The sequence below is a fragment of the Paenibacillus sp. 8b26 genome, assembly GCF_050626875.1.
In the GTDB taxonomy this organism is placed as follows: domain Bacteria; phylum Bacillota; class Bacilli; order Paenibacillales; family Paenibacillaceae; genus Paenibacillus.
This window is the reverse complement of sequence record NZ_CP192445.1, coordinates 807347-832833: the sequence shown is the minus strand read 5'-3', so window position 1 is coordinate 832833 and position 25487 is coordinate 807347. Positions and strand designations below refer to the sequence as shown.

Sequence of the window (25487 nt, the reverse complement as noted above, 5' to 3'; positions counted from 1 at the left end):
AGGATGAAAGCCGTTGAGACAGAGATTGATTACCGGTATTGTGGCAGGCGTATTTTTTTTGGCGATGGTCCTGTGGGGCGGCTTGGCCTACCATTTGCTCATTTTGGCCATGGCCCTAATCGGATTCTATGAATTCGCGCGAATGACCAGAGTATCTCCTTTCGGCGTTACGGCGTTAGTTGGCTATGCAGGAATATTAGCTTTTGTATTTCCTTATCAGCCCTTGGGTCTGCACTCACCATTACCGTCTATAAGTCTGCTTTGGCTGCTGATGATTATTTTTATGATCATTACGGTGGGAACGAAAAATAAAATCACAATTCAAACGGTGTCCATACTATTTCTCGGTACCGTTTATATAGGCTTTGGATTTTCGTATATTGCGGAATCACGCCATATGGAACATGGGCTTTTATGGACTTTTTTGTTGCTGGCTTGCATTTGGGCAAGTGATGCAGGGGCTTATTTTGTAGGTAAAATGGCGGGGAAGACAAAGCTATGGCCTGCGATCAGTCCAAATAAAACAGTCGAAGGGTCTATTGGTGGGATTGTTTTAGCGTTGGCTACAGCACTGGTATTTGCCGGATTGTCAGAAGGGCTGCTGCCATGGGACAAAGCTTTCGCTATCGGTTTATCTTGTGCAGTTGTGGGTCAACTGGGCGATTTAGTGCAATCTGCGTACAAACGGGTGTACGACATTAAAGATTCCGGTAATCTGCTGCCAGGGCACGGTGGTATATTAGACCGCTGCGACAGTTGGATTGTCGTTTTTCCATTTGTACATATGCTGATGCTGCTTCCATAACCCTTACCTGGTGGTTACAGATTATGTTCAGGTTAAAATTAGCTGCAGAGTAACGGTTATTTTCAAGATAGGAAGGTGCTTCATGAAAAGAATTACGGTACTCGGTTCAACCGGGTCTATTGGAACACAGACACTGGATGTCGTATCTATGCACCCGGATCAGTTTGCCGTAGAGGCTTTAGCAGGTGGCTCAAATATAAAGTTGCTTGTCGAGCAGGCAAATCTATACCAACCCAAGAAGGTGTCCGTTGGCACCAAGCAATTGGCGGAGGAAATCCGTCCTTTGTTGCCTTCCGGAATGGAACTGCATTGGGGGAATGAAGGACTCGTCGAGCTGGCTGCGAATACGGATGCAGATATGGTTGTGACAGCTGTAATGGGCAGTGTCGGATTGCACTCCACGCTGGCCGCGATTGAGGCTGGAAAACAGATCGGTTTGGCCAATAAGGAAACACTGGTTACCGCCGGTCATCTGGTCACAGAACGGGCCCGGGCGAAAGGAGTGCCGTTGCTGCCGATTGACAGTGAGCATTCAGCTATTTTTCAATGCTTGAATGGTGAGCGTATGAAAGATGTGGCACATATTACTCTCACAGCATCGGGTGGTTCTTTTCGTGATTTGACAAGGGAGCAGCTTCGTGAGGTTACGGTGGAAGATGCGCTCAAGCATCCCAATTGGTCGATGGGTGCCAAAATTACGATTGATTCGGCAACGATGGTAAACAAAGGGCTAGAGGTCATTGAGGCGCACTGGTTGTTCGGACTTGATTATGAGCGGATTCACGTGCTATTGCATCCTGAAAGTATCATTCATTCCTATGTAGAATTTGTGGATACCAGTATTGTCGCTCAACTAGGTAACCCTGATATGAAAGTTCCTATTCAATACGCCTTAACATATCCTGAACGGATGAAGTCTCCCGCCAAGCCGCTGTCATTGGCTGAGGTGGGAAAGCTCCATTTTAAGGAAATGAATTTTAATCGTTTTCCTTGTTTAAGGCTTGCCTTTGAATGTGGTAAAATGGGTGGTACAGCACCAACTGCATTTAATGCGGCTAATGAGATTGCTGTTGACCGTTTTCTGCGTGGAGAAATTCCTTTTCTGCATATCGAAGCCGTTATTGAGCGTGTATTGGAACGGCATGTCAATGTTACTAACCCCGATTTGGCTGCGATTGAAGCCTGTGATCGTGAGGTTCGCAGCATAGCTGCCGGGATATAGGCTGACTTTGGGTTCGGAAGTGAATTGTGATTCTCTTGTGTGGGATCGGAGAATAATGATAATCTAGGAAGACAAACTCGATCTCATTGAAAGGGGAACGGAAACGATTGGAAACGATTCGAATAGTTTTGATGACGGTGCTCATGTTTTTCGTCATAGTGACGGTGCATGAATGGGGGCATTATTATTTTGCCAAACGCGCCGGGATTCTGGTCCGGGAGTTTGCGATCGGTTTCGGTCCGAAACTGTTTTCTTATAAAAGAAACGAGACGCGATTTACACTACGTTTGCTGCCGTTTGGTGGTTTCGCTCGCATGGCGGGAGAAGATCCGGAAATCAATGAAATTGAAACCGGACAAACAATTGCTGTACGCGTAACGGACGGTGTCGTCAAAACCATTTATTTGGACCAGTTGGATAACCGCAAAAATGTGGTGCGCGGTGAAGTGCAGCACATTGATCTAGAGCAGGCGCTGACTGTAAAATTGGATGTGGATGGCGAAGATCAGCAATATACTGTACACCCACAAGCGATGATGGTAACCAAGGGACAATCCATCCAGATTGCGCCTAAGGATCGACAGTATGGCAGCAAAACAGTAGGACAGCGTGCGATGGCTATCTTTGCCGGACCGCTGATGAATTTTATTCTTGCCTTTGTGCTGTTTGGTCTGCATATTCAGATGGTCGGCGTACAAGTGGACAACCCAACTTTTGTTCAGATTAGTGACATTACAGCGGGGATGCCTGCTGCTGAAGCGGATTTGCATAAGGGCGATATCATTGAATCAGTCAACGGGGTTGCAATTGGTGCGAATGTTGAAAATATGATCAAACTGATTGCCGATTCCCAAGACAAGCCGATGAAATGGGTTGTTCGCCGGGATAATAAAACTTTTGATCTGACGATTACACCTCGTGCAATGGAAGGACAAAAGGGCGGTAAAGTGGGCATCGTGCCTGAACTTCCGACACGGCAAGCCGGAGTCGGGGAAACGTTTAAATTTGCCGGACAATCCATGGTACGAACGACGGACATTATTTTCCAGGGATTTAGTCAGCTTATCCAACGTTTCTCCATTAATGATCTGGGAGGTCCGGTACGTACTTTTGAAGTGACAGGACAAATTGCCAAGCAGGGCATTGAGCAGCTTACGTATTGGACTGCTATAATGAGTCTTTATTTGGGGATATTTAATCTATTGCCAATTCCGGCGCTGGATGGAAGCAGACTTGTTTTCCTCGGTGTAGAGGCGGTAAGAGGACGTCCGGTTGATCCGAGTAGGGAAGGTATGGTCCATTTCGTTGGTTTTGCCATGTTATTCCTGCTTATGATTGCGGTCACGTACAATGATATTTTACGATTAATTAACGGTTAATTAGAGACGGACTTATATAAAAGGGTCTGTATGGGAGGACATGCGTTTCTATGTCGAACGATAAACAGTTTGTCGAGGAAATTACGCCACAGAGCGAAGATTTTTCCCGATGGTATATTGATGTTATTAAAAAAGCTGAACTGATGGATTACTCCCCGGTTCGCGGATGTATTGTGTTCCGTCCCGACGGTTTTGAAATTTGGGAACATATCAAGGAAGCCATGGATGTACGTTTCAAAGAAACAGGTCATCGCAATGCCTATTTTCCGATGTTCATTCCTGAGAGCTTTTTCCAGAAGGAAAAAGAGCATGTCGAAGGGTTTAACCCGGAGCTTCCTTGGGTAACCGAGGCTGGCGGGGAAAAGCTGGAGGAGCGTCTTGCGATCCGTCCGACTTCAGAGACAATGATCGGTCATATGTACTCCAAATGGATTCAATCCTATCGTGATCTGCCAGTGCTTATCAACCAATGGGCTAACGTGGTTCGTTGGGAAAAACGTACGCTTCCTTTCTTGCGTACGAGTGAGTTTTTGTGGCAGGAAGGTCACACTGCTCATGAAAATGAAGAAGAAGCACGCGAAGAAACGATGAAAATGCTGGAAGTATACCGCGAGGTTATTGAGGAAGTGCTGGCTATCCCGGTTATTACCGGGCAAAAAACGCCTTCTGAAAAATTTGCAGGTGCGAAGGATACTTTCTCACTGGAAGCGATGATGAAGGATGGGCGTGCGGTGCAGGCGGGAACTTCCCACTACATGGGAACCAATTTTGCCGTTGCTTTTGATATTAAATACTTGAGCCGGGACAATAACCTGGAATACGCTCATACCACTTCATGGGGAACAAGCACGCGTCTGATTGGTGCGCTGATTATGGTTCATGGGGATGACCGTGGTTTGGCTTTGCCTCCTAAGGTTGCGCCTACACAGGTCATTATGGTGCCTATCGGGCCGCCTAAGAAGCGTGAAGCAGTTATTGCCCGTGCAGATGAACTGTTCGCTGAACTGAAACAGGTGGGCGTACGTGTGAAAATGGACGATCGCAGTGATGTGAGTCCAGGTTGGAAGTTTAACGAATATGAAATGCGCGGTGTACCGGTGCGTCTGGAAATCGGACCTCGTGATATGGAAAATGGCGTTTGTGTGCTCGTATCCCGTATCAGTGGCGAGAAAAAGATTGTACAGCAGGATAACCTTGTTGAGGAAGTCCATGCTATGCTGGCACAGGTACAGCAGGAAATGTTTGATCGTGCCAAGAGCTTTATGGATGAAAACTTCTATTCCGTAGATACGCTGGATGAAATGAAGGCGCTCATGGAAGAGAAACGCGGCTTTACTTTGGCAGGCTGGTGCGGATCTGAAGAATGTGAAGACAAGGTTAAAGAAGTGACAGGCGCTACAAGCCGCAATATACCTTTTAAAACTACCGAGCAAAAGACCACATGTCTGTGCTGCGGCAAACCAGCCAAGCATACTGTAGTGTTCGCACGGGCGTACTAATAAAGAAGTAAAGCTATACCACTATACTCACTTCACTTCTCTCCGCTAACGAGCATAATTGTAAGAGGTTGCTATGGCGAAGGATTGAGGGGGGCTACGAAAAGCTTTTGCGGTCGGAGATGTTTTAGACGCAGAAGCTTTTCATGTTTTCAGATGTAGATTTGGAATCCGGGGTACGATTAGAGTAGTTAAGTCAATGGAAAACGGGGGGAGAGCCATGGGCGGAGCTGAAGAAAAGAGAAAACGGCTGGAACTGCTGATGAAGCAGGTAGTGATGCCGGAGGGAGTGGTGGAACCTTATTTCCTGGACGGTTGGATTGAGCAGGTGGAAATAAGCCGTACCAACAAGGATTGGAATATTATTATCGCCAAGGAAACGCTGGTTCCCGCTCAGGTATATCGGGCCTTCTGTATTCAAGTGCAGGAGAAAATGAACCACATCGCTAAAATCACCTTTCGGTTTCATTATAGTGAGCAGGTTCAGTCTGCGGATATCATCAGTGAATACTGGAAGCTTTTTCTGGAATGGGTGCACCGTGAAATCCCATCCGTGAACGGCTGGATGACCCGGGCTGTACATGAGTGGGAGGACGGCTTGTTATTGCTGACGATGAGTGATAGCATGTCACTGGAGCTGGCACGTAAAAAACAGATTGACCAAGCAATCATCAAATTCTACGATAAATATTTTGGTCTCTCGATGCGTATCAAAATCCAGGTGGGTGAAAGTAATCAGGAGGCTTTGCAGCAGTTTCAAGAGAAAAAGATGCAGGAAGAACGTGAAGTTATTCAGCAGATGATGGAAAGCATGGAATCGGAAATGCCGCCAGTGGATGAAGAAGAGGGAGATGTAAGGCTTCAATTTGGCTATGACATCAAGGAACCGCCTGTTCCGATGCAGGACATTCAGGATGAAGAGAAGAAAGTCACATTACAGGGGACGATCTTCGGTCTGGATAGCAAAGAACTACGTAACGGAAGTACGTTGTTTACGTATTATTTGACTGACTTTAGTGATTCGCTGCAAATGAAAATGTTTGCCAAAACAAAAGAAGATCTAAAAATTCTCAGCTTGCTGGCTAACGGTAAATGGGTTAAAGTCCGTGGTCGCGTCGAATATGATCGTTTTATGCAAATTCCTGAGCTGGTTATGATTCCTTCTGATCTGGTAGAGGTGCAGGCTCCTCCTTCCCGTAAAGATAATGCAGAGGAAAAACGGGTTGAGTTTCATCTTCATACGAAGATGAGTGCGATGGATGCTGTAAGCTCCATTGACCAGTATGTTAAAACAGCGGCCAAGTGGGGGCACAAGGCGATTGCGGTCACCGATCATGGTGGAGTGCAATGTTATCCCGATGCCGCTAAGACCGCCAAGAAAAACGGAATTAAAATGATCTACGGTATCGAGGCCAATGTGGTCAACGATGCGGTTGAGGTTGTAATGCAGTCACAGCCGCTTAATTTGAAAACAGCGACTTATGTCGTTTTTGATATTGAAACCACCGGGCTATCAGTTACACAAAATAGAATTATTGAGATTGCCGCTGTTAAAATGCATGAAGGCAAAGAGGTTGACCGTTATGCTACCTTTGTAAATCCACATGAGCGTATTCCTTACAATATCCAGCAATTGACCAACATTAACGATGAAATGGTCAAGGATGCACCTGATGTGGAGCCCGTTATGAAGGAATTCGTGGCTTTTGCAGGCGATGCTGTATTAGTTGCTCATAATGCGCGATTTGATGTCGGCTTTATCCAGGCTACGCTTAGGAACATGGGATTGCCTGAGATGACGAACCCAGTACTCGATACACTGGAATTGGCTCGCTTGTTGTTTCCGACAATGAAGAATCATCGTCTGAACACACTGACCACCAAATATAAGGTTGCGCTCGAAAGTCATCACCGGGCCATTGATGATACAGTTGCGCTAACGGAAGTGCTGAATGGACTTTTGAATGATGCGGAACAAATTAAAGGCTTAAAAATGCTCGACCGCTTGAACGACTATGTGGGTAAGGATTTATCGACCGTTCGTCCTTTCCACTGCTGCATTTATGCGCTTAATCCGATTGGCAAAAAAAATCTGTACAAGCTGGTTTCAATGTCACATACCGAATATTTTAAGCGTGTCCCTTGTATTCCTAAATCGAAATTGTCAGAGATGAGAGACGGGCTGCTTATTATTTCAGGTTGCGAAAAGGGAGAGTTTTTCGAGGCTGTGCTGAACAAGTCGGAGGAGGAAGCCGAGGAAATCGCCCAGTTTTATGATGTGCTGGAGATCCAGCCTTTAACTATGTACATGCATCTGGTGGAAAAACAACTGGTAAGTGGCCCTGATGCTCTGAAAACGGCAGTTCGTAAAGTATGCGAAATTGGGCGGCGGCTTGATAAGCCCGTTATTGCTACAGGCAATGTTCACTATTTGGAAACGCGTGATAAGCTCTACCGAGACATCACGATACATGGAATTACTGGCTTTAGCCCGTTAAAAGATATCCGGAAACCGGATGCGCATTTGCGCACGACAGACGAAATGCTGGCAGAATTCGAGTTTCTGGGCGAGGAGAAAGCCTATGAAGTCGTTGTGAAGAATACCAGCGAGCTGGCGGATCGGTTTGAGGAATTGGAGCTGTTCCCTGACAAGCTGTTTACACCGTTACTGGATGGAGCAGACGAGGAAATCCGCAATACTTGCTACGAGACGGCTAAATCCATTTATGGTGAGGAATTGCCCGAGGTGGTCGTAGCCCGTCTTGAAAAAGAACTGGAGCCGATTATTAAATACGGTTTCTCTGCCAACTATCTCATTTCCGAGCGACTGGTTAAAAAGTCCAATCAGGATGGATACCTGGTAGGTTCGCGGGGTTCTGTTGGATCTTCTGTGGTTGCTACCTTCCTTGGTATTTCCGAGGTTAATCCACTGCCTGCGCATTATATTTGTGGTAATCCTGAATGCAGACATAGCGATTGGATTTTGGATGGCAGTGTGCCGAGCGGATTTGACTTGCCTGACAAAAACTGTCCGAAATGCGGTGGCAAGCTGAAGGGTGAGGGGCAGGATATTCCGTTTGAAACGTTCCTAGGGTTTAAGGGAGATAAGGTTCCCGATATTGACTTGAACTTCTCCGGGGAATATCAGCCAGTCGCACATAACTATACGAAAGTACTGTTTGGTGAGAAAAGTGTATTCCGTGCTGGAACCATCGGCACAGTTGCGGAAAAAACAGCCTTCGGCTTTGCGAAGAAATTTGAAGAGGCACATCATAAAAAATGGCGTGGGGCCGAATTAAACAGGCTGGCTTCCGGCTGTACGGGCGTTAAACGCAGCACTGGACAGCATCCGGGCGGGATTGTCGTCGTTCCCGATTATATTGAGGTCGAGGACATTACGCCGGTACAATTCCCGGCTGATGATACGAGCTCGGAATGGAAAACGACGCATTTTGATTATCATGCTTTTGATGCGAACTTACTCAAGCTCGATATTCTGGGCCATGATGATCCGACCATGATGAGAATGCTTCAGGATTTGACTGGAGTCGACCCAACGACGATTCCGATGAATGATCCGAAGGTTATGAGTATGTTCAATTCCACGGAGGCGCTTGGCGTAACGCCGCAGCAGATCCGTACTCCTGTCGCCACCTATGGTGTACCTGAGATGGGAACCAAGTTTGTACGCCAAATGCTAGTGGAATCACAGCCGACTTCCTTTGCCGATTTGCTGCAAATTTCTGGTTTGTCCCACGGTACGGGCGTATGGCTGGGTAACGCGCAGGATTTGATCAAGAACAATACCTGCAACATTAAGACTGTAATCGGTTGCCGGGATGATATCATGCTATTCCTGATCTACAAGGCGGGGATGGATGCAAGTCTGGCCTTTAAAATTACGGAGAGCGTGCGTAAAGGTAAGGGGCTCAGTGCGGAATGGATCGAGGAAATGAAAAAATGCAAGGTGCCGCAATGGTACATTGATTCCTGTCTCAAGATCCAGTATATGTTTCCAAAGGCGCATGCCGCAGCCTATGTTATTTCAGCAGTGCGGACCGCCTATTTCAAGCTGTATTATCCGATTGAATATTATGCGACCTATTTCTCGGTACGCGCAGCCGATTTTGATATTGAACTGTGTTGTCAGGGGTATGATGCCATCGCGCGGAAAATTGTCGAAATCGAGCAGCTCGGTTTTCAGGCTCCGCCTAAGGAAAAAGGGATGCTTCCGATCCTGGAAATGGCGTTGGAAATGACAGCACGCGGTTTCAGTTTCAAGACGATTGATTTGTATCGTTCTGAAGCTACGCGTTTCAAGGTAGACGGAGATTCGCTCATTCCTCCGTTCGGGGCGCTTCAGGGGATTGGTGACAACGCGGCGCGTAACATCGCAGCCTCCCGTGAGCAGGGTGAATTTTTGTCTGTCGAGGATTTTCAGCAAAAATCGAAGGCCAGTAAAACGATTGTCGAAATGCTATCCCAGATGGGCTGTTTCCGCGGACTGCCAGAGAGCAATCAGTTGTCTCTGTTTTAAACGGAATCCTAGTAGTCAAGCTCTGGCACTTGTCACATAACTACGGTTATGTTATAATTTTTTTGGTAATCATGGAGATAAAACCGTTGCTTAAAGAGTGGGGAAACCCACTCTTTACTGTTTGATATACAGTTACAACGTGAAAAGACGATTTTTGGGCAGGAACCGGTACGCCGGTTTATTTGCAGTGAGCCCAAAATGAACATTACATCAAATGAAAATGGAAAATGCCGGTGATGGAGAAGCATTGTCCATGGCAATGGGGCGTCTCTTTTTCACCACAGGAAAGTTTACTTTTGGAGGTTATAATCTTTGAGCACACCAAAGATCAAGTCAGTAGTAGAAGAAATGGCCCAACCTTACCTCGATGAGCATGGTTTTGAACTGGTCGATGTCGAGTATGTCAAAGAGGGCAGCAATTGGTTTCTTCGCGTTTTTGTAGACAAAGACGGGGGAATTGATCTGGACGACTGTAGTATGATCAGTGAATACCTGGGTCAAAAGCTGGACGAAAATGACCCTGTTTCTACAGCATATTTTCTGGAAGTGTCTTCACCAGGCGCTGAAAGACCGCTGAAAAAAGCGGAAGACGTAACCAAAGCGGTAGGCAAAAATGTATTCGTTACTACATACGAGCCGATCAACGGTCTGAAGGAATTTGAAGGTCGTTTGCTTTCTTTTGAAGATGGGGAACTTACCGTTCAGAGCGGACAAAAGAAGCACGCCATACCTTATGACAAGGTTGCTGGAGCCAGGCTCGCGATCATATTTTAATTCGGATTTGACCGTTGCTGTTTGACATGTACTTCATGTTTTTTTGCCTCGTGTGCCGACCAGGACGCAGGTGCATCATTTGAAAGGGGGAGCAGTAATCCATGAGTATGGATTTTATTGAAGCAATGAACGAGTTGGAACGGGAAAAGGGGATCAGCAAGGATGTGCTGTTTGAGGCCATTGAAGCAGCCTTGATTTCCAGCTACAAACGGAATTTCAACACCGCACAAAACGTGCGTGTCGATATGAACCGCAACTCGGGGGTCATTAAGGTATATGCCCGCAAGCTGATCGTTGAGGAGGTATTGGATCCTCGCACCGAGATTTCGTTGCCAGCGGCTCGTGAGATTAACCCGCATTTTCAGCTGGAGGATATTGCTGAAATTGAAGTTACTCCTCGTGATTTTGGACGGATTGCCGCACAAACAGCGAAGCAGGTCGTAACCCAACGTATCCGTGAAGCGGAGCGGGGATTGATCTACAACAAGTTTGTGGACAAGGAAGAGGATATTGTAACAGGGACCGTACAACGTCAGGACCCGCGTAATATTTATATTGACCTGGGTAAGGTGGAGGCGGTTCTCCCGTTGGGCGAGTTGATGCCTAATGAGAAATTCAGTCATCTGGACCGGATTAAGGCTTATATTACCAAGGTAGAGAATACGACCAAAGGGCCGCAAATCATGTTGTCCCGCTCACATCCAGGTCTGCTTAAGCGTTTGTTCGAACTTGAGGTGCCGGAAATTTTTGACGGTGTCGTTGAGATTCGTTCTGTAGCGCGTGAAGCAGGCTTCCGTTCTAAAATCGCAGTTCATTCCCGCAATGCCGAGGTAGATCCGGTCGGTTCTTGTGTAGGACCGAGAGGAACGCGGGTGCAGACGATTGTGAATGAGTTGCGTGGTGAAAAAATCGACATTGTGCGTTATTCCGATAATGTTGACGAGTATGTGGCTAATGCGCTGAGCCCGTCTAAGGTGCTTGAGGTGCAGGTGTTTGAAGAAGAAAAAATGGCGCGTGTCATCGTGCCGGATTATCAGCTTTCTCTGGCCATTGGTATCAAAGGGCAAAATGCCCGCCTTGCTGCCAAGCTTACTGGCTGGAAAATTGATATCAAGAGCGAAACGCAGGCGGAGGAAGAACTCGGCAGACCGAGAACATCCACCGATGAAATGCATCAGGATTCCGTTTCTGTAGATTAAACGGAGTGTAGGGGGGTTAATGCATGAAACAGAGAAAGATACCTTTGCGCAAGTGTGTGGCCTGTCATGAAATGATGCCTAAGAAGCAGTTGATCCGTGTCGTCAAAACCCCTGAAGACGAAGTGCTGATTGACTTGACTGGCAAAAAGTCGGGACGCGGCGCTTACTTGTGCGGCAAAGCTGCCTGCTTCAAGCTTGCTCAAAAAAGCAAGGCACTGGATCGGGCATTGAAGCACTCGGTTCATCCTGATATTTATGAGCAGCTAAGTCGTGATTTTGCTGCCGTCGAGGAAGAATTCCTGGCGGCACAAGGCAGCGTGCAGGATGAATAAGGCGCTGTCTGGATTGGGCCTTGCTATGAGAGCTGGCAAGCTGCTAACAGGTGATGAGATCGTTTATAAAGCGATCAGGTCTTCAGAAGCCAAGCTGGTCATTCTTGCGAAAGATGCTTCAATGAATACTCAAAAGAAATTCCGCGACAAATGCGGGACGTACAAAATCCCCTTATTGATAGGATTTGACCGGGAAAGCTTGGGAAGCAGCATCGGCAAGCCTGAACGGGTTGTGCTGGCTGTGACGGATCAAGGATTCGCGAAATTGATCAAGAAACATGCGGGGATAATGTCGGAGGTGGAGTATATTGAGTAAACAAGAAAGCAAAGACAAAGTGCGGGTATACGAATACGCCAAATCGTTGAACATGAGCAGCAAAGAAATTATCACCATTCTTAAACGGCTGGATATTCCCGTGAACAACCATATGAGCGTCATGGAACACGATGCCGTGGGTAAAGTGGAAAAATTTTTTAAGGATATTAAATCCAATGCTGCGGCCAAGCAAGGCGGAGCAGGCACGGTGCAAGTAAGCTCGAACCAGGCCGGTTCAAGCCAGAATATTAATCATTCAACTGAGCAAACCAAAAATCAACAGGAAAAGCAGGTAAGTATGAATAGGACAAACAACAACCAAAACAGTAACCGAAGCAGCGCTCCAAAAGCGCAAGGCAGTCAGCAGGGCGGTCAAAACCGCAGTCAACAGAGTACAAGCAGACCAAGTGGACAACAAAGCAGCCAGAACCGCAGTGGCGGTCAGCAACAGGGAGGACAACAGCGCCCAAGCACTAACACGGGTTCACGTCCTCAAGGCAGCCAAAGCACCAACTCACGTCCACAAGGGAGCAGTCAAGGTGGTACGGCAGTAAGAACGGCATCATCCACGGGAGGCAGTAATGCAAACCGTAGCGGTGGTGGCAACCGTACAGGCAGCAATTCCAATAATGGCACTAACCGTTCCGGTCAAGGTCGTTTTGACGATAACCGTCAAGGCGGAGGACGCGGAGGTAACGGTGGTCGTGGTGGCAATAACCGCGGTGGTAGCAATCGTGGTGGGAAATTCAACAATCGTGGCAGAGGTCAACAACAGGAGCGCCGCGAGAAGATCGACAATACGCCTAAGAAGATCATTGTGCGCGGTGAGATGACAGTAGGCGAAACAGCGAAGCTTCTCCACAAGGATGCATCGGAAGTTATCAAAAAGCTGATCACACTCGGAACGATGGCGACCATTAACCAGGAACTGGATATGGATACTATCCTTCTGCTTGCCGGAGATTTCGGTGTAGAAGTAGAAGTGAAAATTCCGGTCGAAGAGGATCGCTTTGAAACAGTGGAAGAAAACGATGATCCAGAGCTTCTGAAAGCACGTCCACCTGTTGTTACCATTATGGGTCACGTCGATCATGGTAAAACAACTTTGTTGGATGCTATTCGCTCCACTAATGTAACGGGCGGCGAAGCTGGTGGTATTACACAGCATATCGGTGCATACCAAGTTGAAATCAACAGCAAAAAAATCACTTTCCTGGATACACCGGGTCACGAAGCATTTACGGCTATGCGTGCTCGTGGTGCTCAAGTTACGGATATGACGATCATTGTTGTTGCGGCTGACGACGGCGTTATGCCACAGACAGTTGAAGCTATTAACCACGCGAAGGCAGCAGGCCTGCCGATTATCGTGGCTGTGAACAAGATCGACAAACCGGATGCAAATCCGGATAAAGTGAAGCAAGAACTGACCGAGTATGAATTGGTTCCTGAAGAGTGGGGCGGCGATACGATTTTCGTTAACGTTTCCGCGAAACAGAGAATGGGACTTGAAGATCTGCTCGAAATGATCCTGCTCGTAGCTGAAGTGAATGAGTACAAAGCGAACCCGGACAAACGGGCACGTGGTACGATTATCGAGGCTGAGCTGGATAAAGGCCGCGGTTCCGTAGCTCGTATCCTCGTTCAGAACGGTACCCTGAAAGTCGGCGATGCTTTCGTAGCAGGTAACTGTTTTGGACGTGTACGTGCCATGGTTAACGACAAAGGCCGCCGTCTTAAGGAAGCGGGCCCTTCCACACCGGTTGAAATCACTGGTTTGACAGAAGTGCCACTTGCTGGCGATCCGTTCATGGTGTTCGAAGATGAGCGCAAAGCTCGTGCTATCGCTGATAGACGTGCGATTACGCAACGTCAGTCCGATCTGGGCAGCAACACCCGCGTAACGCTGGATGACCTGTTCCAGCACATCAAGGATGGCGAGATGAAAGATCTGAACGTCATTATCAAAGGTGATGTGCAAGGTTCCGTCGAAGCGCTGAAAGGCTCCTTGAACAAGATTGAAGTTGAAGGTGTACGTGTTAAAATTCTTCACAGCGGTGCAGGTGCAATTACCGAATCCGATATTATTTTGGCTGCGGCTTCCAATGCCATTGTGATTGGTTTTAACGTTCGTCCGGATAATCAGGCGAAATCTACAGCTGAAGCAGAAAAAGTGGACATTCGTCTGCACCGCGTCATTTACAATGTCATTGAAGAAATCGAGCAAGCCATGAAAGGCATGTTGGATCCTGAATATAAAGAAAATGTAATTGGGCATGCTGAAGTTCGTAACGTGTTTAAAGTAACTAAGGTTGGTACGATTGCCGGTTGTATGGTGACGTCCGGTAAAATTGCCCGTTCAGCAGAAGCACGCCTGATACGTGATGGCATTGTTATTTTTGAAGGTAAAATCGATTCACTGAAACGCTTTAAGGACGACGCAAAAGAAGTTGCCCAAGGTTACGAATGCGGTATTACCCTTGATGGCTATAATGATGTTAAGGAACTCGACATTATTGAAGCGTTCGTCATGGAAACAGTGGAGCGCTAACGGCAGAGAGGTGAGCATCCATGGCTAAAATACGTACAGGTCGGGTTGGCGAGCAGATTAAGAAAGAGCTGAGCCAACTCATACAGACCGAATTAAAAGATCCCCGTATCGGTTTTATTACGGTAACGGGTGTCGATCTGACAAACGATTTGTCCCAAGCGAAAATCTACTTGAGCGTGCTTGGGGATGAGGAGCAAAAAACTTCTTCCCTGAAAGCATTGGACAAAGCGAACGGTTATCTTCGTTCTGAACTTGGCAAACGAATACGGCTCCGCCATATTCCCGAGCTGATTTTCAAAATTGACGAATCTATCGCATATGGCAGCCGGATTGAAAAGCTGTTAAGTGATATCGACAAGGATGAAAAATAGCAAGAGCCAGTTTATCCGAAGGAACCATGAACTGAATGTAAAGGAGACGGCAATGCATACCTATGAACAGGCGCTTCAACAAGCGAAGGAATTTATTCTGGAGCATGATGATTACCTGATCGTATCGCATGTACAGCCGGACGGAGACGCAGTCAGCTCCACCGTAACGGTGGGCTGGCTTCTCTCATGTCTGGGGAAGAAATTTTCCATGCTGAATGAGGGGCCTATCCCGAAGCGCATGGATTTTTTATGGCATGCCGATGAGATTATGGATATGAGCCAGCAACCGCCGGAACGAAAATACAACCGGATTATTTGCGTCGATTGTGCAGATTTCCGTCGTGTTGGTCTGACAGAGCAATTTTTTGCGGAAGATGCTATCATTTTGAATATTGATCATCATCCAACGAATGATGCGTATGGCACAGTTAATGTGATTAAGTCGGATGCAGCGGCAACGGCAGAAATTCTTTTTGATTTACTGGAAAAGTTTGCGATCAACTGGGACGTTGAAGTGGCGACGGCTGTATATACCGGGCTGCTGACGGACACAGGAGGCTTCAGGTATTCGAACACTTCACCCAAGGTTATGTCTACGGTGTCACGATTGCTCGCTTATGGTGTAGACGGTCCTTATCTCTCCGAGAGTCTGCTGGAAGAAATGACCTTCCCGCAAATGAAGGTGCTGACCAAAGCGTTGCAAACGCTTGAAATTTCGAAGGATGGTAAAATCGCCTGGGTGGTTGTAACCCCTGACGATATGAAGGATTGCGGAGCTGTTAATGAGGATTTGGAAGGTATCGTCAATTATCCGAGAAATATTCGCGGCGTTGAAGTAGGCATTTTCTTTAAAGTGATTAGTGATCAAGCGGTCAAAGCCAGCATGAGATCGGCAGGTAACGTTAACGTAGCTGCGCTTGCCCAGTCATTTGGGGGCGGGGGGCATGTACGTGCTGCCGGTTGCCGTCTAGAGGGTAAGTTGGAGGATATTATTGAGATCGTTGTAGGGCGGGTGAAGGCCGAGCTATGAAGCCGATGAAGCAGGAACAGGCAAATTGGGAAGGTGTACTACCCGTTTACAAACCCGCTGGATTCACCTCCCACGATGTGGTGGCCAAGGCTCGCCGTTTGCTGGGAATGAAGCGAATCGGACATACCGGAACACTTGATCCTCAGGTGACGGGCGTGCTGCCGTTGTGTCTAGGACGTGCTACCCGTGTAGTTGAATACATGCAGGAGCTACCTAAGGAATACCATGCAACGTTACGCTTGGGGATTGCCACGGATACGGAGGACCTTACGGGTACGATTACTGAAGAGTGTGACCGTCCGGTAGAGGTTACAGAAGAGGAAGCGAAAGCGGTTCTGGAGCGTTTTGTCGGTACGATTTCCCAAGTGCCGCCAATGTACTCTGCGCTCAAAGTGGATGGCAAACGTCTATATGAGCTGGCCCGAGAAGGCAAAACTGTGGAGCGTAAAAGCCGTGAAGTGACCATTTACGAGCTGGAAATGACGGGATTCGCGGATACGGGATCCCATGTGGATATTTCTTTTCGTGCATTATGCTCCAAAGGAACTTATATTCGCACGCTATGCGTCGATATCGGCCGCGTCTTGGGATATCCTTCGACGATGGTCAAGCTGGAACGTACCATGTCTGCGGGGATTCCTGCAGATCGTTGTTTAACTTTTGAAGAAATTGAACGCTACGTAGCGGATGGTAGCCTGGGTGAGCGGCTTATTTCCACTGATGAGGCCATTGACTATATGCCTGATCATACAGTGGCCGAAGTAAAGGTCGCTGCCGCTCTCCAAGGTCAGCGCTTGTCGCTGAGCATGATTTCTCCACCTGTGACGGACAGCCAGCCCTTCCGGCTGTATAAAGAGGATCGAACGTTTTTGGGCGTATATGGACGGGATGAATCAGGGGCTATTGCGCCAATTAAAGTTTTTTTACCTTGAATTGTGCTATAATTTTGACGAAGTTAGTCAAATGATGTGAAATGCAGGTGAAATAATATGATTACCGTTTCGTTATCTTATCCATTGAGCGATGAGCTTTTGCACCAATGGGGACGTTCACAGGTCACGGCGATCGGTCAGTTTGACGGTCTTCATCTTGGACACGCAAGTGTCATACGAAAGGCTGTCGAGCTGGCTCGGGAACAGAAAGTGCCGGTATCTGTTATGACATTTCATCCTCACCCGAAGGAAGTCATGAAAAAAGGCGACTATGAAGGCTATTTGACCCCGCTTGTGGACAAGCAGGATATTTTGGCCGATATGGGTGTGGACGTGCTTTATATTTTGAGTTTTGACGAGGACTTTTCCAAAGTTAGCCCTGAGGCGTTTATCACGGACATCCTGCTTCCACTGCAGATTCAAACAGCAGTAGTGGGCTTTGATTTCCGGTTTGGCTACCGGGGAGCCGGACATGAGCATACACTTCGGGAGCTGGGAGGAGAACGAATGTCCGTCCACACCGTACCGCCATTCGAGCTGGATGGGGAAAAAGTGAGTAGCTCCGGCATCCGCCGTGCCTTGCATACAGGAGATTTAACGCATGCCTCTCGCTGGCTGGGACGCCCATATCGCATTCGGGGCACCGTAATGGATGGAGAGAAGCGAGGACGTACCATCGGCTTCCCGACAGCCAATCTCAAGCTGGATGATACTTACGTGATTCCAGTCAAAGGCGTATATGCTGTGAGGGCACTGGTAGGTGATCGGTGGGTATGCGGGGTAATGAATGTAGGAGTTAAGCCTACTTTTCATGAAGGTGTGCTGAATCCGTCGTTTGAGGTTCATCTGTTTGATTTTGATCAGCAGATTTATGGTGAGCCTGTGCTTGTTGAGCTTCATCATTACATTCGTCCTGAGCGCAAATTCTCTTCAGTGGACGAGCTGATTACCCAGATTGGCAATGACGTACAAACGGCTAAAAAGCTGTTAGGCTAATTTATTTACATAAGACAGGCGCTGTGTTATACTGACTTATGTTGTGTAAACAACGATGAACCTTGGCTTGGTTGTCTGCTTTCACCGGCGGCTACGAGGCTAATGGCGATTATAATGAAGGAGGTGAACAGGATGGCATTGACTCAAGAGCGTAAACAGCAATTGATCGAGGAGTACAAAACTCATGAATCCGATACAGGATCTGCTGAGGTACAAATCGCTATCCTTACTGAAAACATCGTTAACTTGCAAAGCCACTTTCGTTCGCATAAGAAAGACCATCACTCCCGCCGCGGGTTGTTGAAAATGGTCGGTCAGCGTCGTAAACTTTTGGCTTACCTGAAGAAGACTGATGTTAAACGTTACAGTGCGTTGATCGAGCGTCTCGGACTGCGTCGTTAATTTTCAGACATGTAATGAGAAAAGAAGCCTGGTTGTTCACCGCTTGTCCCTGCTAAGGCGACGGCGGACAGCAGCCGGGTTCTTTTTTGAAGTAAGGAATTATTTTTGACGTACAGATCCTTTAGAAGTGCGAGTCTAGTAAGGTTCTGGTGCTTATAATGCATAGGGCTTCTTATGAATTAGGCCCGCGCAGGAAATACTGGATATGTATAGAACTTTTACAATGGAATGAAATGGAGGGATACCATGGAGCAACGTGTGGAAATGCAGCTCGGCGGAAGAAAGCTGGTGCTGGAAACAGGACGTCTTGCGAAACAGGCGAATGCGGCAGTTAAAGTAAGCTATGGCGAAACGGTTGTTCTCTGTACCGTGACGGCTTCCAATGCGCCGAAAGATTTGGACTTTTTTCCGCTGACGGTGAACTATGAAGAAAGATTGTATGCTGTGGGTAAAATCCCAGGCGGATTTATTAAACGGGAAGGACGCCCGAGTCAAAAAGCGATTTTGTCCAGCCGTCTGACAGACCGTCCGATTCGCCCATTGTTCCCGGAAGGCTTCCGGAATGATGTACAGGTATTAAACCTGGTGATGAGTGTTGATCAGGATTGTGAGCCGGAAATTGCAGCGATGATCGGAACCTCGGCAGCGCTTAGCATTTCGGATGTACCTTTTAATGGACCGATTGGCGGAGTCGCTGTAGGACGTGTGGACGGACAATTCGTGATTAACCCGGACATTGCGCAGCAGGATGCAAGCGATCTGTACCTGGTTGTAGCCGGAACAAAAGATGCTATCATGATGGTAGAAGCGGAAGGTAACGAAATTCCGGAAGAAGTCATGCTGGAAGCAATCATGTTTGGACATGACGAGATCAAGAACATTGTGGCAGTCATTGAGCAACTGGTTCAAGTGGCAGGTAAAGAAAAAATGCAGGTTAAACTGCATGCTGTCGATGAAAAAGTGAACAGCGAAGTTCGTGCTTATGCAGCCGAACGTTTGGTGGAAGCCGTCAAAATTGTAGAAAAACATGCCCGTCAAGAGGCGATTGATGCAGTCAACGAAGAGACGGTTGCACACTTTGAAGCACAATACATAGAGACGCCTGAGCTTTTGAAAGACGTGAGCGAAGTTCTCTATGATATCGTTAAAGAAGAAGTCCGTCGTCTGATTACGCATGATAAAGTGCGTCCTGACGGTCGTAAGCTTGACGAGATTCGTCCGATCGAAAGCGACACGAGCATTCTGCCGCGTACGCATGGCTCGGGCTTGTTCACACGCGGTCAAACGCAAGCGCTTAGCGTTTGTACACTTGGAGCATTGGGTGATGTACAAATTTTGGACGGCATTGATTTGGAAGAAACGAAGCGTTTCATGCATCATTACAATTTCCCTCCATTCAGTGTAGGCGAGGCTCGTCCTTTGCGTGCGCCGGGTCGTCGTGAAATTGGACATGGTGCTCTTGGTGAGCGTGCGCTTTCCAAAGTCATTCCATCTGAAACTGAATTTCCATATACGATTCGTCTCGTTTCCGAAGTGCTGGAATCGAATGGCTCGACTTCCCAGGCTAGTATTTGCGCAAGCACACTGGCTATGATGGATGCGGGTGTACCGATCAAGGCTCCGGTTGCAGGTGTAGCGATGGGATTGATCAAGGACGGGGATCATGTTTCTGTGTTGACCGATATCCAGGGAATGGAAGATCACCTGGGTGATATGGACTTTAAAGTGGCTGGTACAGCAGAAGGCGTAACTGCTATTCAAATGGATATCAAGATTAACGGTATCGACCGTAGCATTTTGCAGGATGCGCTCAATCAAGCCAGAGAAGGACGTCTGTTCATTCTTAGCAAAATGATGGAAGCCATCCAGACGCCACGTGAGCAATTGTCTCCGTATGCGCCGAAAATTATGACGATGCACATTAACCCGGATAAAATCCGTGATGTTATTGGTGCGGGTGGTAAAATCATTAACAAAATCATCGAAGAAACCGGCGTAAAAATTGATATCGAACAAGATGGTCGTGTATTCATCGCTTCCACAAACCAAGAGATGAATGAAAAGGCGCGTTCCATTATTGAAGGTATCGTGAAAGAAGTCGTGATCGGAGAGATTTACATCGGCACAGTGAAACGGATTGAAAAATTCGGTGCGTTCGTCGAAATTTTACCGGGCAAGGACGGTCTGGTTCATATTTCCCAACTGTCTACTGAACGTGTAGCCAAAGTTGAGGATGTAGTTGCTATTGGAGATACGATTACGGTGAAAGTAACCGAAATTGATCAACAAGGCCGTGTCAATCTGTCCCGCAAAGCGGTTCTGACGGCTGAGGCTCCTGCAAAGTCCTAGTACCTGCGTACAGCGGATCGCTATAAAAGGAGTGCTGTTCGTTTTTTACAGAACACTCGGGATTAGAATAGCATCGTTTAAGCTTTTGGAAAGAGGCAGAGCTACGTTTCTGGCTCTTTTTTCATACATAATCACAAGCTGTGTCGAAGTGGGCTTTCAGGCGCTTGCTGCGTCATAGTTCTTGTCCTCCCCGCATACAATGTGGACAAACGGGCGGGAGGATGAAGGGATCATGAGAAAGGCAAAGAGAGCAGCGTGGGTTGTAGCCAGTCTGGCCATTACGCTGGTGATTGGACAGTTTAGCGGGGTACGTGAGTATGTAAGCCAACTACGCGCCGGATACAGCACGGAAACGAGTGAGCCCGAGGCTGCAACAACGATGGCGGTCGCGGCTTTACCTGATAATGCACTCATGCAGCGACTGCGATCAGAGGCTGCCCGGCAAAGACGGGAGCCGGTTGATGCCAAAGTCGATCGGGTATGGAAGGCTATTCCCGGCTATAACGGCTTGGAGGTTGACCTGGATGCGACTTATCGTAAAGCAATTGCGGCTCCAGATCGACCCATACAGTACGTATATCGGCAGCTTGCGCCCAAAGTACATTTGAATCAGCTTGGTAATGTCCCGATTTACCGGGGAAATCCCGAGAAGCCGATGGTTTCTTTCATGATCAATGTGGCCTGGGGAAACGAGTATATCATGCCTATACTGGATACGCTGGACCAGGAAAAGGTCAAGGCTACGTTTTTTTTCGATGGTAGCTGGCTGAAAAAAAATCCTGAACTCGCTAAAGAAATTCAAAAAAGAGGACATGAGCTTTCGAACCATGCATACTCCCATCCGAATATGAGCCGTCTGAGCAGGGAAAGGGCTACACAGGAAATAGAGAAGACACAAGTGCTTCTTCAGGAAATTTTAGGTGTGAAAAATAGCTGGTTTGCACCGCCGTCTGGCGATTTTAATCAGGAAACTGTCGATTTAGCAGCAGGTATGGGGCTTAAAACAGTGCTGTGGACACTGGATACAGTGGACTGGAGGCATCCTTCACCGGAATCGGTAATTGCTAAAATCAGTAGCAAGGTCGAATCGGGATCACTGATTTTGATGCATCCGACAGATTCTTCATCGGCAGCTCTCAAAGGTATGATTCGTGCCATTCGCAGCAAGGGATTGGTACCTGGAACCGTCAGTCAGACGCTTTCCCCTGATCGGCAGCTACCTGCTCCGGTTGAGTGAACGTCTTTTTTCTGTTAGGATTGAACATTATGGCAAAGTTTGCAATTCAGTTTAGGAGGGCCAATCATGGAAAGAATTCAACTCAAAAACGGCCTAAGAGTGGTCATTGAAAAAATTCCAACCGTGCGTTCCGTTTCTTTCGGCATATGGGTTAAAACCGGCTCCCGAAATGAAACTCCGGACAATAACGGTATTTCTCATTTTATTGAACACATGCTTTTCAAAGGAACAGAGCGTTTTGACGCGAAGGAAATTGCCGAGCAATTTGACGCCATCGGAGGAAATGTTAATGCATTCACTTCGAAGGAATATACGTGCTATTATGCAAAAGTGCTGGATGAGCATCTGCCGATTGCCGTTGATGTACTGTCCGATATGTTTTTTAATTCTAAATTAGATCATGAAGAGCTGGCAAAAGAGAAGAACGTGATCCTGGAGGAAATCTCTATGTACGAGGACACACCGGACGATATGGTGCATGATCTCTTATCACGCGCAGCCTATGGCGACCATCCGCTGGCTTACCCCATTCTCGGTACCGAAAAGCATTTATTAGCTATGGACAGCTCCCATCTCAGCAATTATATGAAAGAACACTATACAATCGACAATACGGTCATCAGTGTGGCTGGTAATATTGATGATAGTCTGGTAGAGCTACTGGAGCGTCACTTTGGGCACTTTGATAACCATGGAACAGCTTCGCCCCTGACGGTGCCTGCGTTTAACGGTGAGCTGTTGTATCATGAAAAGGCAACGGAGCAGAATCATATTTGCTTGTCCCTGCCCGGATTTGCAACGGGTGACGATCTACAGTATGCTATGGTATTGCTGAACAACGCGATCGGCGGCGGTATGAGCTCACGTCTGTTCCAGGAAATTCGGGAAAAACGCGGGCTGGCTTATTCGGTCTATTCCTACCATAGCTCCCACGCGGACAGTGGTATGTTTACCCTTTATGCCGGTACAGCTCCCAAGCAGACGAAGGATGTGCTGGATCTGACGCTTGAACTGCTACGTGATGTGGCTGTCAAGGGACTGGACGATAACGAGCTTCGTAAGGGCAAGGAGCAGTTAAAAGGAAGCCTGATTTTAAGCCTTGAGGGCACAGGAAGCCGGATGAATCGTCTTGGGAAAAATGAGTTGATGCTAGGGCAGCATTACACGCTGGATCAAATGATCGAACACATTGAGCAAGTGACAGCCGATGATGTGAACAAGGTACTGGACCGGATGTTCTCGGAGCCGTTTGCCCTGTCGATGGTTGGAGCGAGTGATTCAGCTGTTAAGGATATGAGGAGGGACTATTTTGTTAACTTACGTGGAAATTAACAGACTTGGGGGCAATGAGGATATTGAGCTGCCCCGTAAAATGTCAGAGCTTGCATCCGGGTTTGACCTGTATGCTGCGGTGCAGGAGGACTTAGTTCTGGAACCAGGCAAGCGTTGTCTTGTTCCAACCGGATTCGCTATAGCAATGCCGGCAGGACTGGAGGCACAAATCCGTCCGCGCAGCGGACTGGCTTTCAAGCATGGTATTACCTGTCTCAACACACCGGGAACCATTGATGCGGATTATCGTGGGGAGATTAAGGTACTGCTTATCAATTTGGGCGAGGAACCATTCACGATTACGCGTAATGAGCGAATTGCACAAATGGTATTTCAGGCTGTACCTGAGGTAGAGCTGAAGCAGGTAGACCATTTGTCTGAAACGGTGCGTGGTGCTGGAGGCTTTGGTCATACCGGTCGCTAAGTTCACAGTTTCTTTTTAAACGGTAGAATGTCACGGTATTAATCAGCATTTTGGAGAATGTAACGGAATTGTCCATTTTAAAGCTGGAGCATAAATAACATATGAAAATGGATACACATGAAAGCCGTCCCGAATAGGGGCGGTTTTTTTGTGTTTCTTCACCTATCTATGGGTGCCTGCATAGACTAAAAGCATATCGTGTCTCGGAAAGGAGTGATCCGGATGCTAACAGGAATACGCATTGTTGTATTGGGTGGCGATGCGAGGCAGCTTGAGGTAATACGCAAATGTGTAGACATGGATGCTACCGTCAGCGTGGTCGGCTTTGACCAGCTTGAAGAGCCGCTCAGAGGAGCATCACGGGAGTCGTTGTCTGTCAAGCTTTTGGAATCGGCAGATGCGCTAGTGTTGCCAGTGGTGGGATGCGATGAGGAAGGCAATGTGAATGCACTTTTCGGAGCGCAAAAGTTGCAGTTTCTGAATGAGCACGCAGCTGCTGTTCCGCCACACTGCGTCGTATATACGGGGATGGCGCGGACGTACTTAAAAGAAATTTGTACCAGACATGATTTAAAGCTGGTGGAGCTGTTGGAAAGAGACGATGTGGCCATATATAACTCAATACCTACGGCGGAAGGCGCACTGATGATGGCGATTCAGCATACGGATTTTACGATTCATGGTGCAAATTGTGTGGTTCTGGGCATGGGACGGACTGGATTTACCATGGCGAGGGCGCTACAAGGATTGGGAGCCAGAGTGAAGGTAGGGGTACGTCGGGCGGAGGATGCGGCAAGAGCGGTGGAAATGGGCTGGAAGCCTTTTATGACAAGGGATTTGGCGGATGAGACTCAGGGAGTTGACTTGATTTTTAATACGATACCCTCTATGATTATCACAGCGCAAATCCTGTCTAAATTGCCACAGAACACCGTGATTATTGACCTTGCTTCCGCGCCGGGCGGATGTGATTTCCGCTTTGCGGAAAAGCGTGGAATCACGGCAATGCTCGCCCCCGGCCTTCCCGGTATTGTCGCTCCCAAAACTGCTGGTGCCATTATAGCGAATACGCTGGTGCAGTTGTTAATGGAAGATAATCCTGATCGGGGGGATGCGTAATGAGTTGGCAAGGGAAAACGGTAGGTTATGCAATTACAGGCTCACACTGCACATTTGAAGAAGTTATGCCTGTGATACAACGTTTTGTTGACGAGGGTGCGAAGGTCGTTCCCATTATATCCAATACGGTATTAACAACGGATACCCGCTTCGGTACTTCGCAAAGTTGGCAAAAACAGTTGAAAGATATAACAGGGAATGATATCATTTCTACAATTGTGGAGGCTGAGCCACTGGGTCCCTCCCAAATACTCGATGTACTGGTGATTGCGCCCTTGACGGGGAATTCGATGAGTAAGCTGGCGAACGCCATGACAGACAGTCCGGTTCTGATGGCCGCCAAGGCGCAATTGCGCAACGGTCGTCCACTTCTTTTGGCCATATCAACCAATGATGGGCTTGGCTTGAATGCTGCGAATATCGCTAAGTTACTGGTAGCCAAAAATATATTTTTTGTGCCGTTCGGACAGGACAATCCAGTTAAAAAGCCCAATTCACTTGTGGCTGACATGGAGCTGATTCCGGAAGCCGCTTACGCTGCTATGCAGGGCAAACAGCTTCAACCGATGATTGTGGAACGCAAGACCCCATGATGTACTATAGTTAACTGCTGAGCATCCCTCGCCTAGAAGATGATTCGATGATGCATCGGGTCTGATTTCTTGTTGGCGGTGGATGCTTTCA

Annotated in this window: 21 protein-coding genes; all 21 read left to right on the top strand. The window is 47.6% G+C overall.

What is annotated here, in order from left to right; translation table 11 throughout:
* The first annotated feature begins 13 nt into the window (after positions 1 to 13).
* The 21 genes from ACQ4MX_RS03440 to ACQ4MX_RS03340 all read left to right on the top strand — a co-directional run bounded on the left by ACQ4MX_RS03440 (position 14) and on the right by ACQ4MX_RS03340 (position 25396).
* On the top strand, positions 14 to 805 hold the full coding sequence (locus ACQ4MX_RS03440) for a phosphatidate cytidylyltransferase (protein WP_431089388.1): 792 nt from the start codon (positions 14 to 16) through the stop codon (positions 803 to 805).
* 82 nt (positions 806 to 887) lie between these two features.
* Positions 888 to 2027 carry a 1-deoxy-D-xylulose-5-phosphate reductoisomerase gene (locus ACQ4MX_RS03435; RefSeq protein ID WP_431089387.1) on the top strand — a complete coding sequence of 380 codons (1140 nt, stop codon included), beginning with the start codon at positions 888 to 890 and terminating at the stop codon, positions 2025 to 2027.
* Between the two features lie 107 nt (positions 2028 to 2134).
* Positions 2135 to 3406, top strand: a complete 1272-nt coding sequence (rseP, locus tag ACQ4MX_RS03430; RefSeq protein ID WP_431089386.1) for an RIP metalloprotease RseP — start codon at positions 2135 to 2137, stop codon at positions 3404 to 3406.
* Positions 3407 to 3456: 50 nt separating this feature from the next.
* Positions 3457 to 4905: a proline--tRNA ligase gene (gene proS, locus ACQ4MX_RS03425; protein WP_149095838.1), complete on the top strand. Its 1449-nt coding sequence runs from the start codon at positions 3457 to 3459 to the stop codon at positions 4903 to 4905.
* A gap of 217 nt (positions 4906 to 5122) precedes the next feature.
* On the top strand, positions 5123 to 9439 hold the full coding sequence (locus ACQ4MX_RS03420; RefSeq protein ID WP_431089385.1) for a PolC-type DNA polymerase III: 4317 nt from the start codon (positions 5123 to 5125) through the stop codon (positions 9437 to 9439).
* Positions 9440 to 9751: 312 nt separating this feature from the next.
* Positions 9752 to 10213 carry a ribosome maturation factor RimP gene (rimP, locus tag ACQ4MX_RS03415; protein WP_014281118.1) on the top strand — a complete coding sequence of 154 codons (462 nt, stop codon included), beginning with the start codon at positions 9752 to 9754 and terminating at the stop codon, positions 10211 to 10213.
* A 101-nt stretch (positions 10214 to 10314) separates the two neighbouring features.
* Positions 10315 to 11412 (top strand): transcription termination factor NusA, encoded by a 1098-nt coding sequence (gene nusA / locus ACQ4MX_RS03410; protein ID WP_013309927.1) that lies wholly within the window; start codon positions 10315 to 10317, stop codon positions 11410 to 11412.
* 23 nt (positions 11413 to 11435) lie between these two features.
* Positions 11436 to 11744, top strand: coding sequence for an RNase P modulator RnpM (gene rnpM, locus ACQ4MX_RS03405; RefSeq protein WP_007430067.1), 309 nt, complete (start codon positions 11436 to 11438; stop codon positions 11742 to 11744).
* Complete coding sequence (locus ACQ4MX_RS03400) at positions 11737 to 12060, top strand: L7Ae/L30e/S12e/Gadd45 family ribosomal protein (RefSeq protein WP_013309928.1); 324 nt, start codon at positions 11737 to 11739, stop codon at positions 12058 to 12060. The genes rnpM and ACQ4MX_RS03400 overlap by 8 nt, the downstream gene beginning before the upstream one ends.
* On the top strand, positions 12053 to 14611 hold the full coding sequence (gene infB / locus ACQ4MX_RS03395) for a translation initiation factor IF-2 (RefSeq protein WP_431089383.1): 2559 nt from the start codon (positions 12053 to 12055) through the stop codon (positions 14609 to 14611). The genes ACQ4MX_RS03400 and infB overlap by 8 nt, the downstream gene beginning before the upstream one ends.
* A 20-nt stretch (positions 14612 to 14631) precedes the next feature.
* Positions 14632 to 14982, top strand: a complete 351-nt coding sequence (rbfA, locus tag ACQ4MX_RS03390) for a 30S ribosome-binding factor RbfA (RefSeq protein WP_014281122.1) — start codon at positions 14632 to 14634, stop codon at positions 14980 to 14982.
* A gap of 52 nt (positions 14983 to 15034) precedes the next feature.
* Entirely contained in the window at positions 15035 to 16012 is a 978-nt protein-coding gene (locus ACQ4MX_RS03385) for a DHH family phosphoesterase (protein WP_431089382.1), read from the top strand.
* On the top strand, positions 16009 to 16944 hold the full coding sequence (truB, locus tag ACQ4MX_RS03380) for a tRNA pseudouridine(55) synthase TruB (RefSeq protein WP_431089381.1): 936 nt from the start codon (positions 16009 to 16011) through the stop codon (positions 16942 to 16944). The genes ACQ4MX_RS03385 and truB overlap by 4 nt, the downstream gene beginning before the upstream one ends.
* A 57-nt stretch (positions 16945 to 17001) precedes the next feature.
* On the top strand, positions 17002 to 17940 hold the full coding sequence (locus tag ACQ4MX_RS03375; protein WP_192510513.1) for a bifunctional riboflavin kinase/FAD synthetase: 939 nt from the start codon (positions 17002 to 17004) through the stop codon (positions 17938 to 17940).
* Positions 17941 to 18072: 132 nt separating this feature from the next.
* The gene (gene rpsO, locus ACQ4MX_RS03370) at positions 18073 to 18342 is read left to right on the top strand and encodes a 30S ribosomal protein S15 (RefSeq protein ID WP_025684966.1); all 270 of its coding nucleotides are present in this window, start codon (positions 18073 to 18075) and stop codon (positions 18340 to 18342) included.
* Positions 18343 to 18588: 246 nt separating this feature from the next.
* On the top strand, positions 18589 to 20691 hold the full coding sequence (gene pnp, locus ACQ4MX_RS03365; RefSeq protein WP_431089379.1) for a polyribonucleotide nucleotidyltransferase: 2103 nt from the start codon (positions 18589 to 18591) through the stop codon (positions 20689 to 20691).
* Between the two features lie 232 nt (positions 20692 to 20923).
* On the top strand, positions 20924 to 21928 hold the full coding sequence (locus ACQ4MX_RS03360) for a polysaccharide deacetylase family protein (RefSeq protein ID WP_431089377.1): 1005 nt from the start codon (positions 20924 to 20926) through the stop codon (positions 21926 to 21928).
* Positions 21929 to 21994: 66 nt separating this feature from the next.
* The gene (locus ACQ4MX_RS03355; protein ID WP_134910078.1) at positions 21995 to 23260 is read left to right on the top strand and encodes a M16 family metallopeptidase; all 1266 of its coding nucleotides are present in this window, start codon (positions 21995 to 21997) and stop codon (positions 23258 to 23260) included.
* The gene (gene dut, locus ACQ4MX_RS03350; protein ID WP_431089376.1) at positions 23238 to 23684 is read left to right on the top strand and encodes a dUTP diphosphatase; all 447 of its coding nucleotides are present in this window, start codon (positions 23238 to 23240) and stop codon (positions 23682 to 23684) included. Before ACQ4MX_RS03355 ends, dut begins: the two co-directional genes overlap by 23 nt.
* 222 nt (positions 23685 to 23906) lie before the next feature.
* A complete protein-coding gene (gene dpsA / locus ACQ4MX_RS03345; protein WP_431089374.1) occupies positions 23907 to 24803 on the top strand; it encodes a dipicolinate synthase subunit DpsA in 897 nt (298 codons plus the stop codon).
* On the top strand, positions 24803 to 25396 hold the full coding sequence (locus ACQ4MX_RS03340) for a dipicolinate synthase subunit B (RefSeq protein WP_044644831.1): 594 nt from the start codon (positions 24803 to 24805) through the stop codon (positions 25394 to 25396). The genes dpsA and ACQ4MX_RS03340 overlap by 1 nt, the downstream gene beginning before the upstream one ends.
* The last annotated feature ends 91 nt before the right edge of the window (positions 25397 to 25487 follow it).

Excerpts from the sequence above, each read along its gene's own strand:
- ACQ4MX_RS03435 (WP_431089387.1), top strand. The coding sequence starts at position 888 with ATGAAAAGAATTACGGTACTCGGTTCAACCGGGTCTATTGGAACACAG.
- proS (WP_149095838.1), top strand. The coding sequence starts at position 3,457 with ATGTCGAACGATAAACAGTTTGTCGAGGAAATTACGCCACAGAGCGAA.
- ACQ4MX_RS03420 (WP_431089385.1), top strand. The coding sequence starts at position 5,123 with ATGGGCGGAGCTGAAGAAAAGAGAAAACGGCTGGAACTGCTGATGAAG.
- nusA (WP_013309927.1), top strand. The coding sequence starts at position 10,315 with ATGAGTATGGATTTTATTGAAGCAATGAACGAGTTGGAACGGGAAAAG.
- rnpM (WP_007430067.1), top strand. The coding sequence starts at position 11,436 with ATGAAACAGAGAAAGATACCTTTGCGCAAGTGTGTGGCCTGTCATGAA.
- ACQ4MX_RS03400 (WP_013309928.1), top strand. The coding sequence starts at position 11,737 with ATGAATAAGGCGCTGTCTGGATTGGGCCTTGCTATGAGAGCTGGCAAG.
- rbfA (WP_014281122.1), top strand. The coding sequence starts at position 14,632 with ATGGCTAAAATACGTACAGGTCGGGTTGGCGAGCAGATTAAGAAAGAG.
- ACQ4MX_RS03385 (WP_431089382.1), top strand. The coding sequence starts at position 15,035 with ATGCATACCTATGAACAGGCGCTTCAACAAGCGAAGGAATTTATTCTG.
- truB (WP_431089381.1), top strand. The coding sequence starts at position 16,009 with ATGAAGCCGATGAAGCAGGAACAGGCAAATTGGGAAGGTGTACTACCC.
- ACQ4MX_RS03375 (WP_192510513.1), top strand. The coding sequence starts at position 17,002 with ATGATTACCGTTTCGTTATCTTATCCATTGAGCGATGAGCTTTTGCAC.
- rpsO (WP_025684966.1), top strand. The coding sequence starts at position 18,073 with ATGGCATTGACTCAAGAGCGTAAACAGCAATTGATCGAGGAGTACAAA.
- pnp (WP_431089379.1), top strand. The coding sequence starts at position 18,589 with ATGGAGCAACGTGTGGAAATGCAGCTCGGCGGAAGAAAGCTGGTGCTG.
- ACQ4MX_RS03360 (WP_431089377.1), top strand. The coding sequence starts at position 20,924 with ATGAGAAAGGCAAAGAGAGCAGCGTGGGTTGTAGCCAGTCTGGCCATT.
- ACQ4MX_RS03355 (WP_134910078.1), top strand. The coding sequence starts at position 21,995 with ATGGAAAGAATTCAACTCAAAAACGGCCTAAGAGTGGTCATTGAAAAA.
- dpsA (WP_431089374.1), top strand. The coding sequence starts at position 23,907 with ATGCTAACAGGAATACGCATTGTTGTATTGGGTGGCGATGCGAGGCAG.
- ACQ4MX_RS03340 (WP_044644831.1), top strand. The coding sequence starts at position 24,803 with ATGAGTTGGCAAGGGAAAACGGTAGGTTATGCAATTACAGGCTCACAC.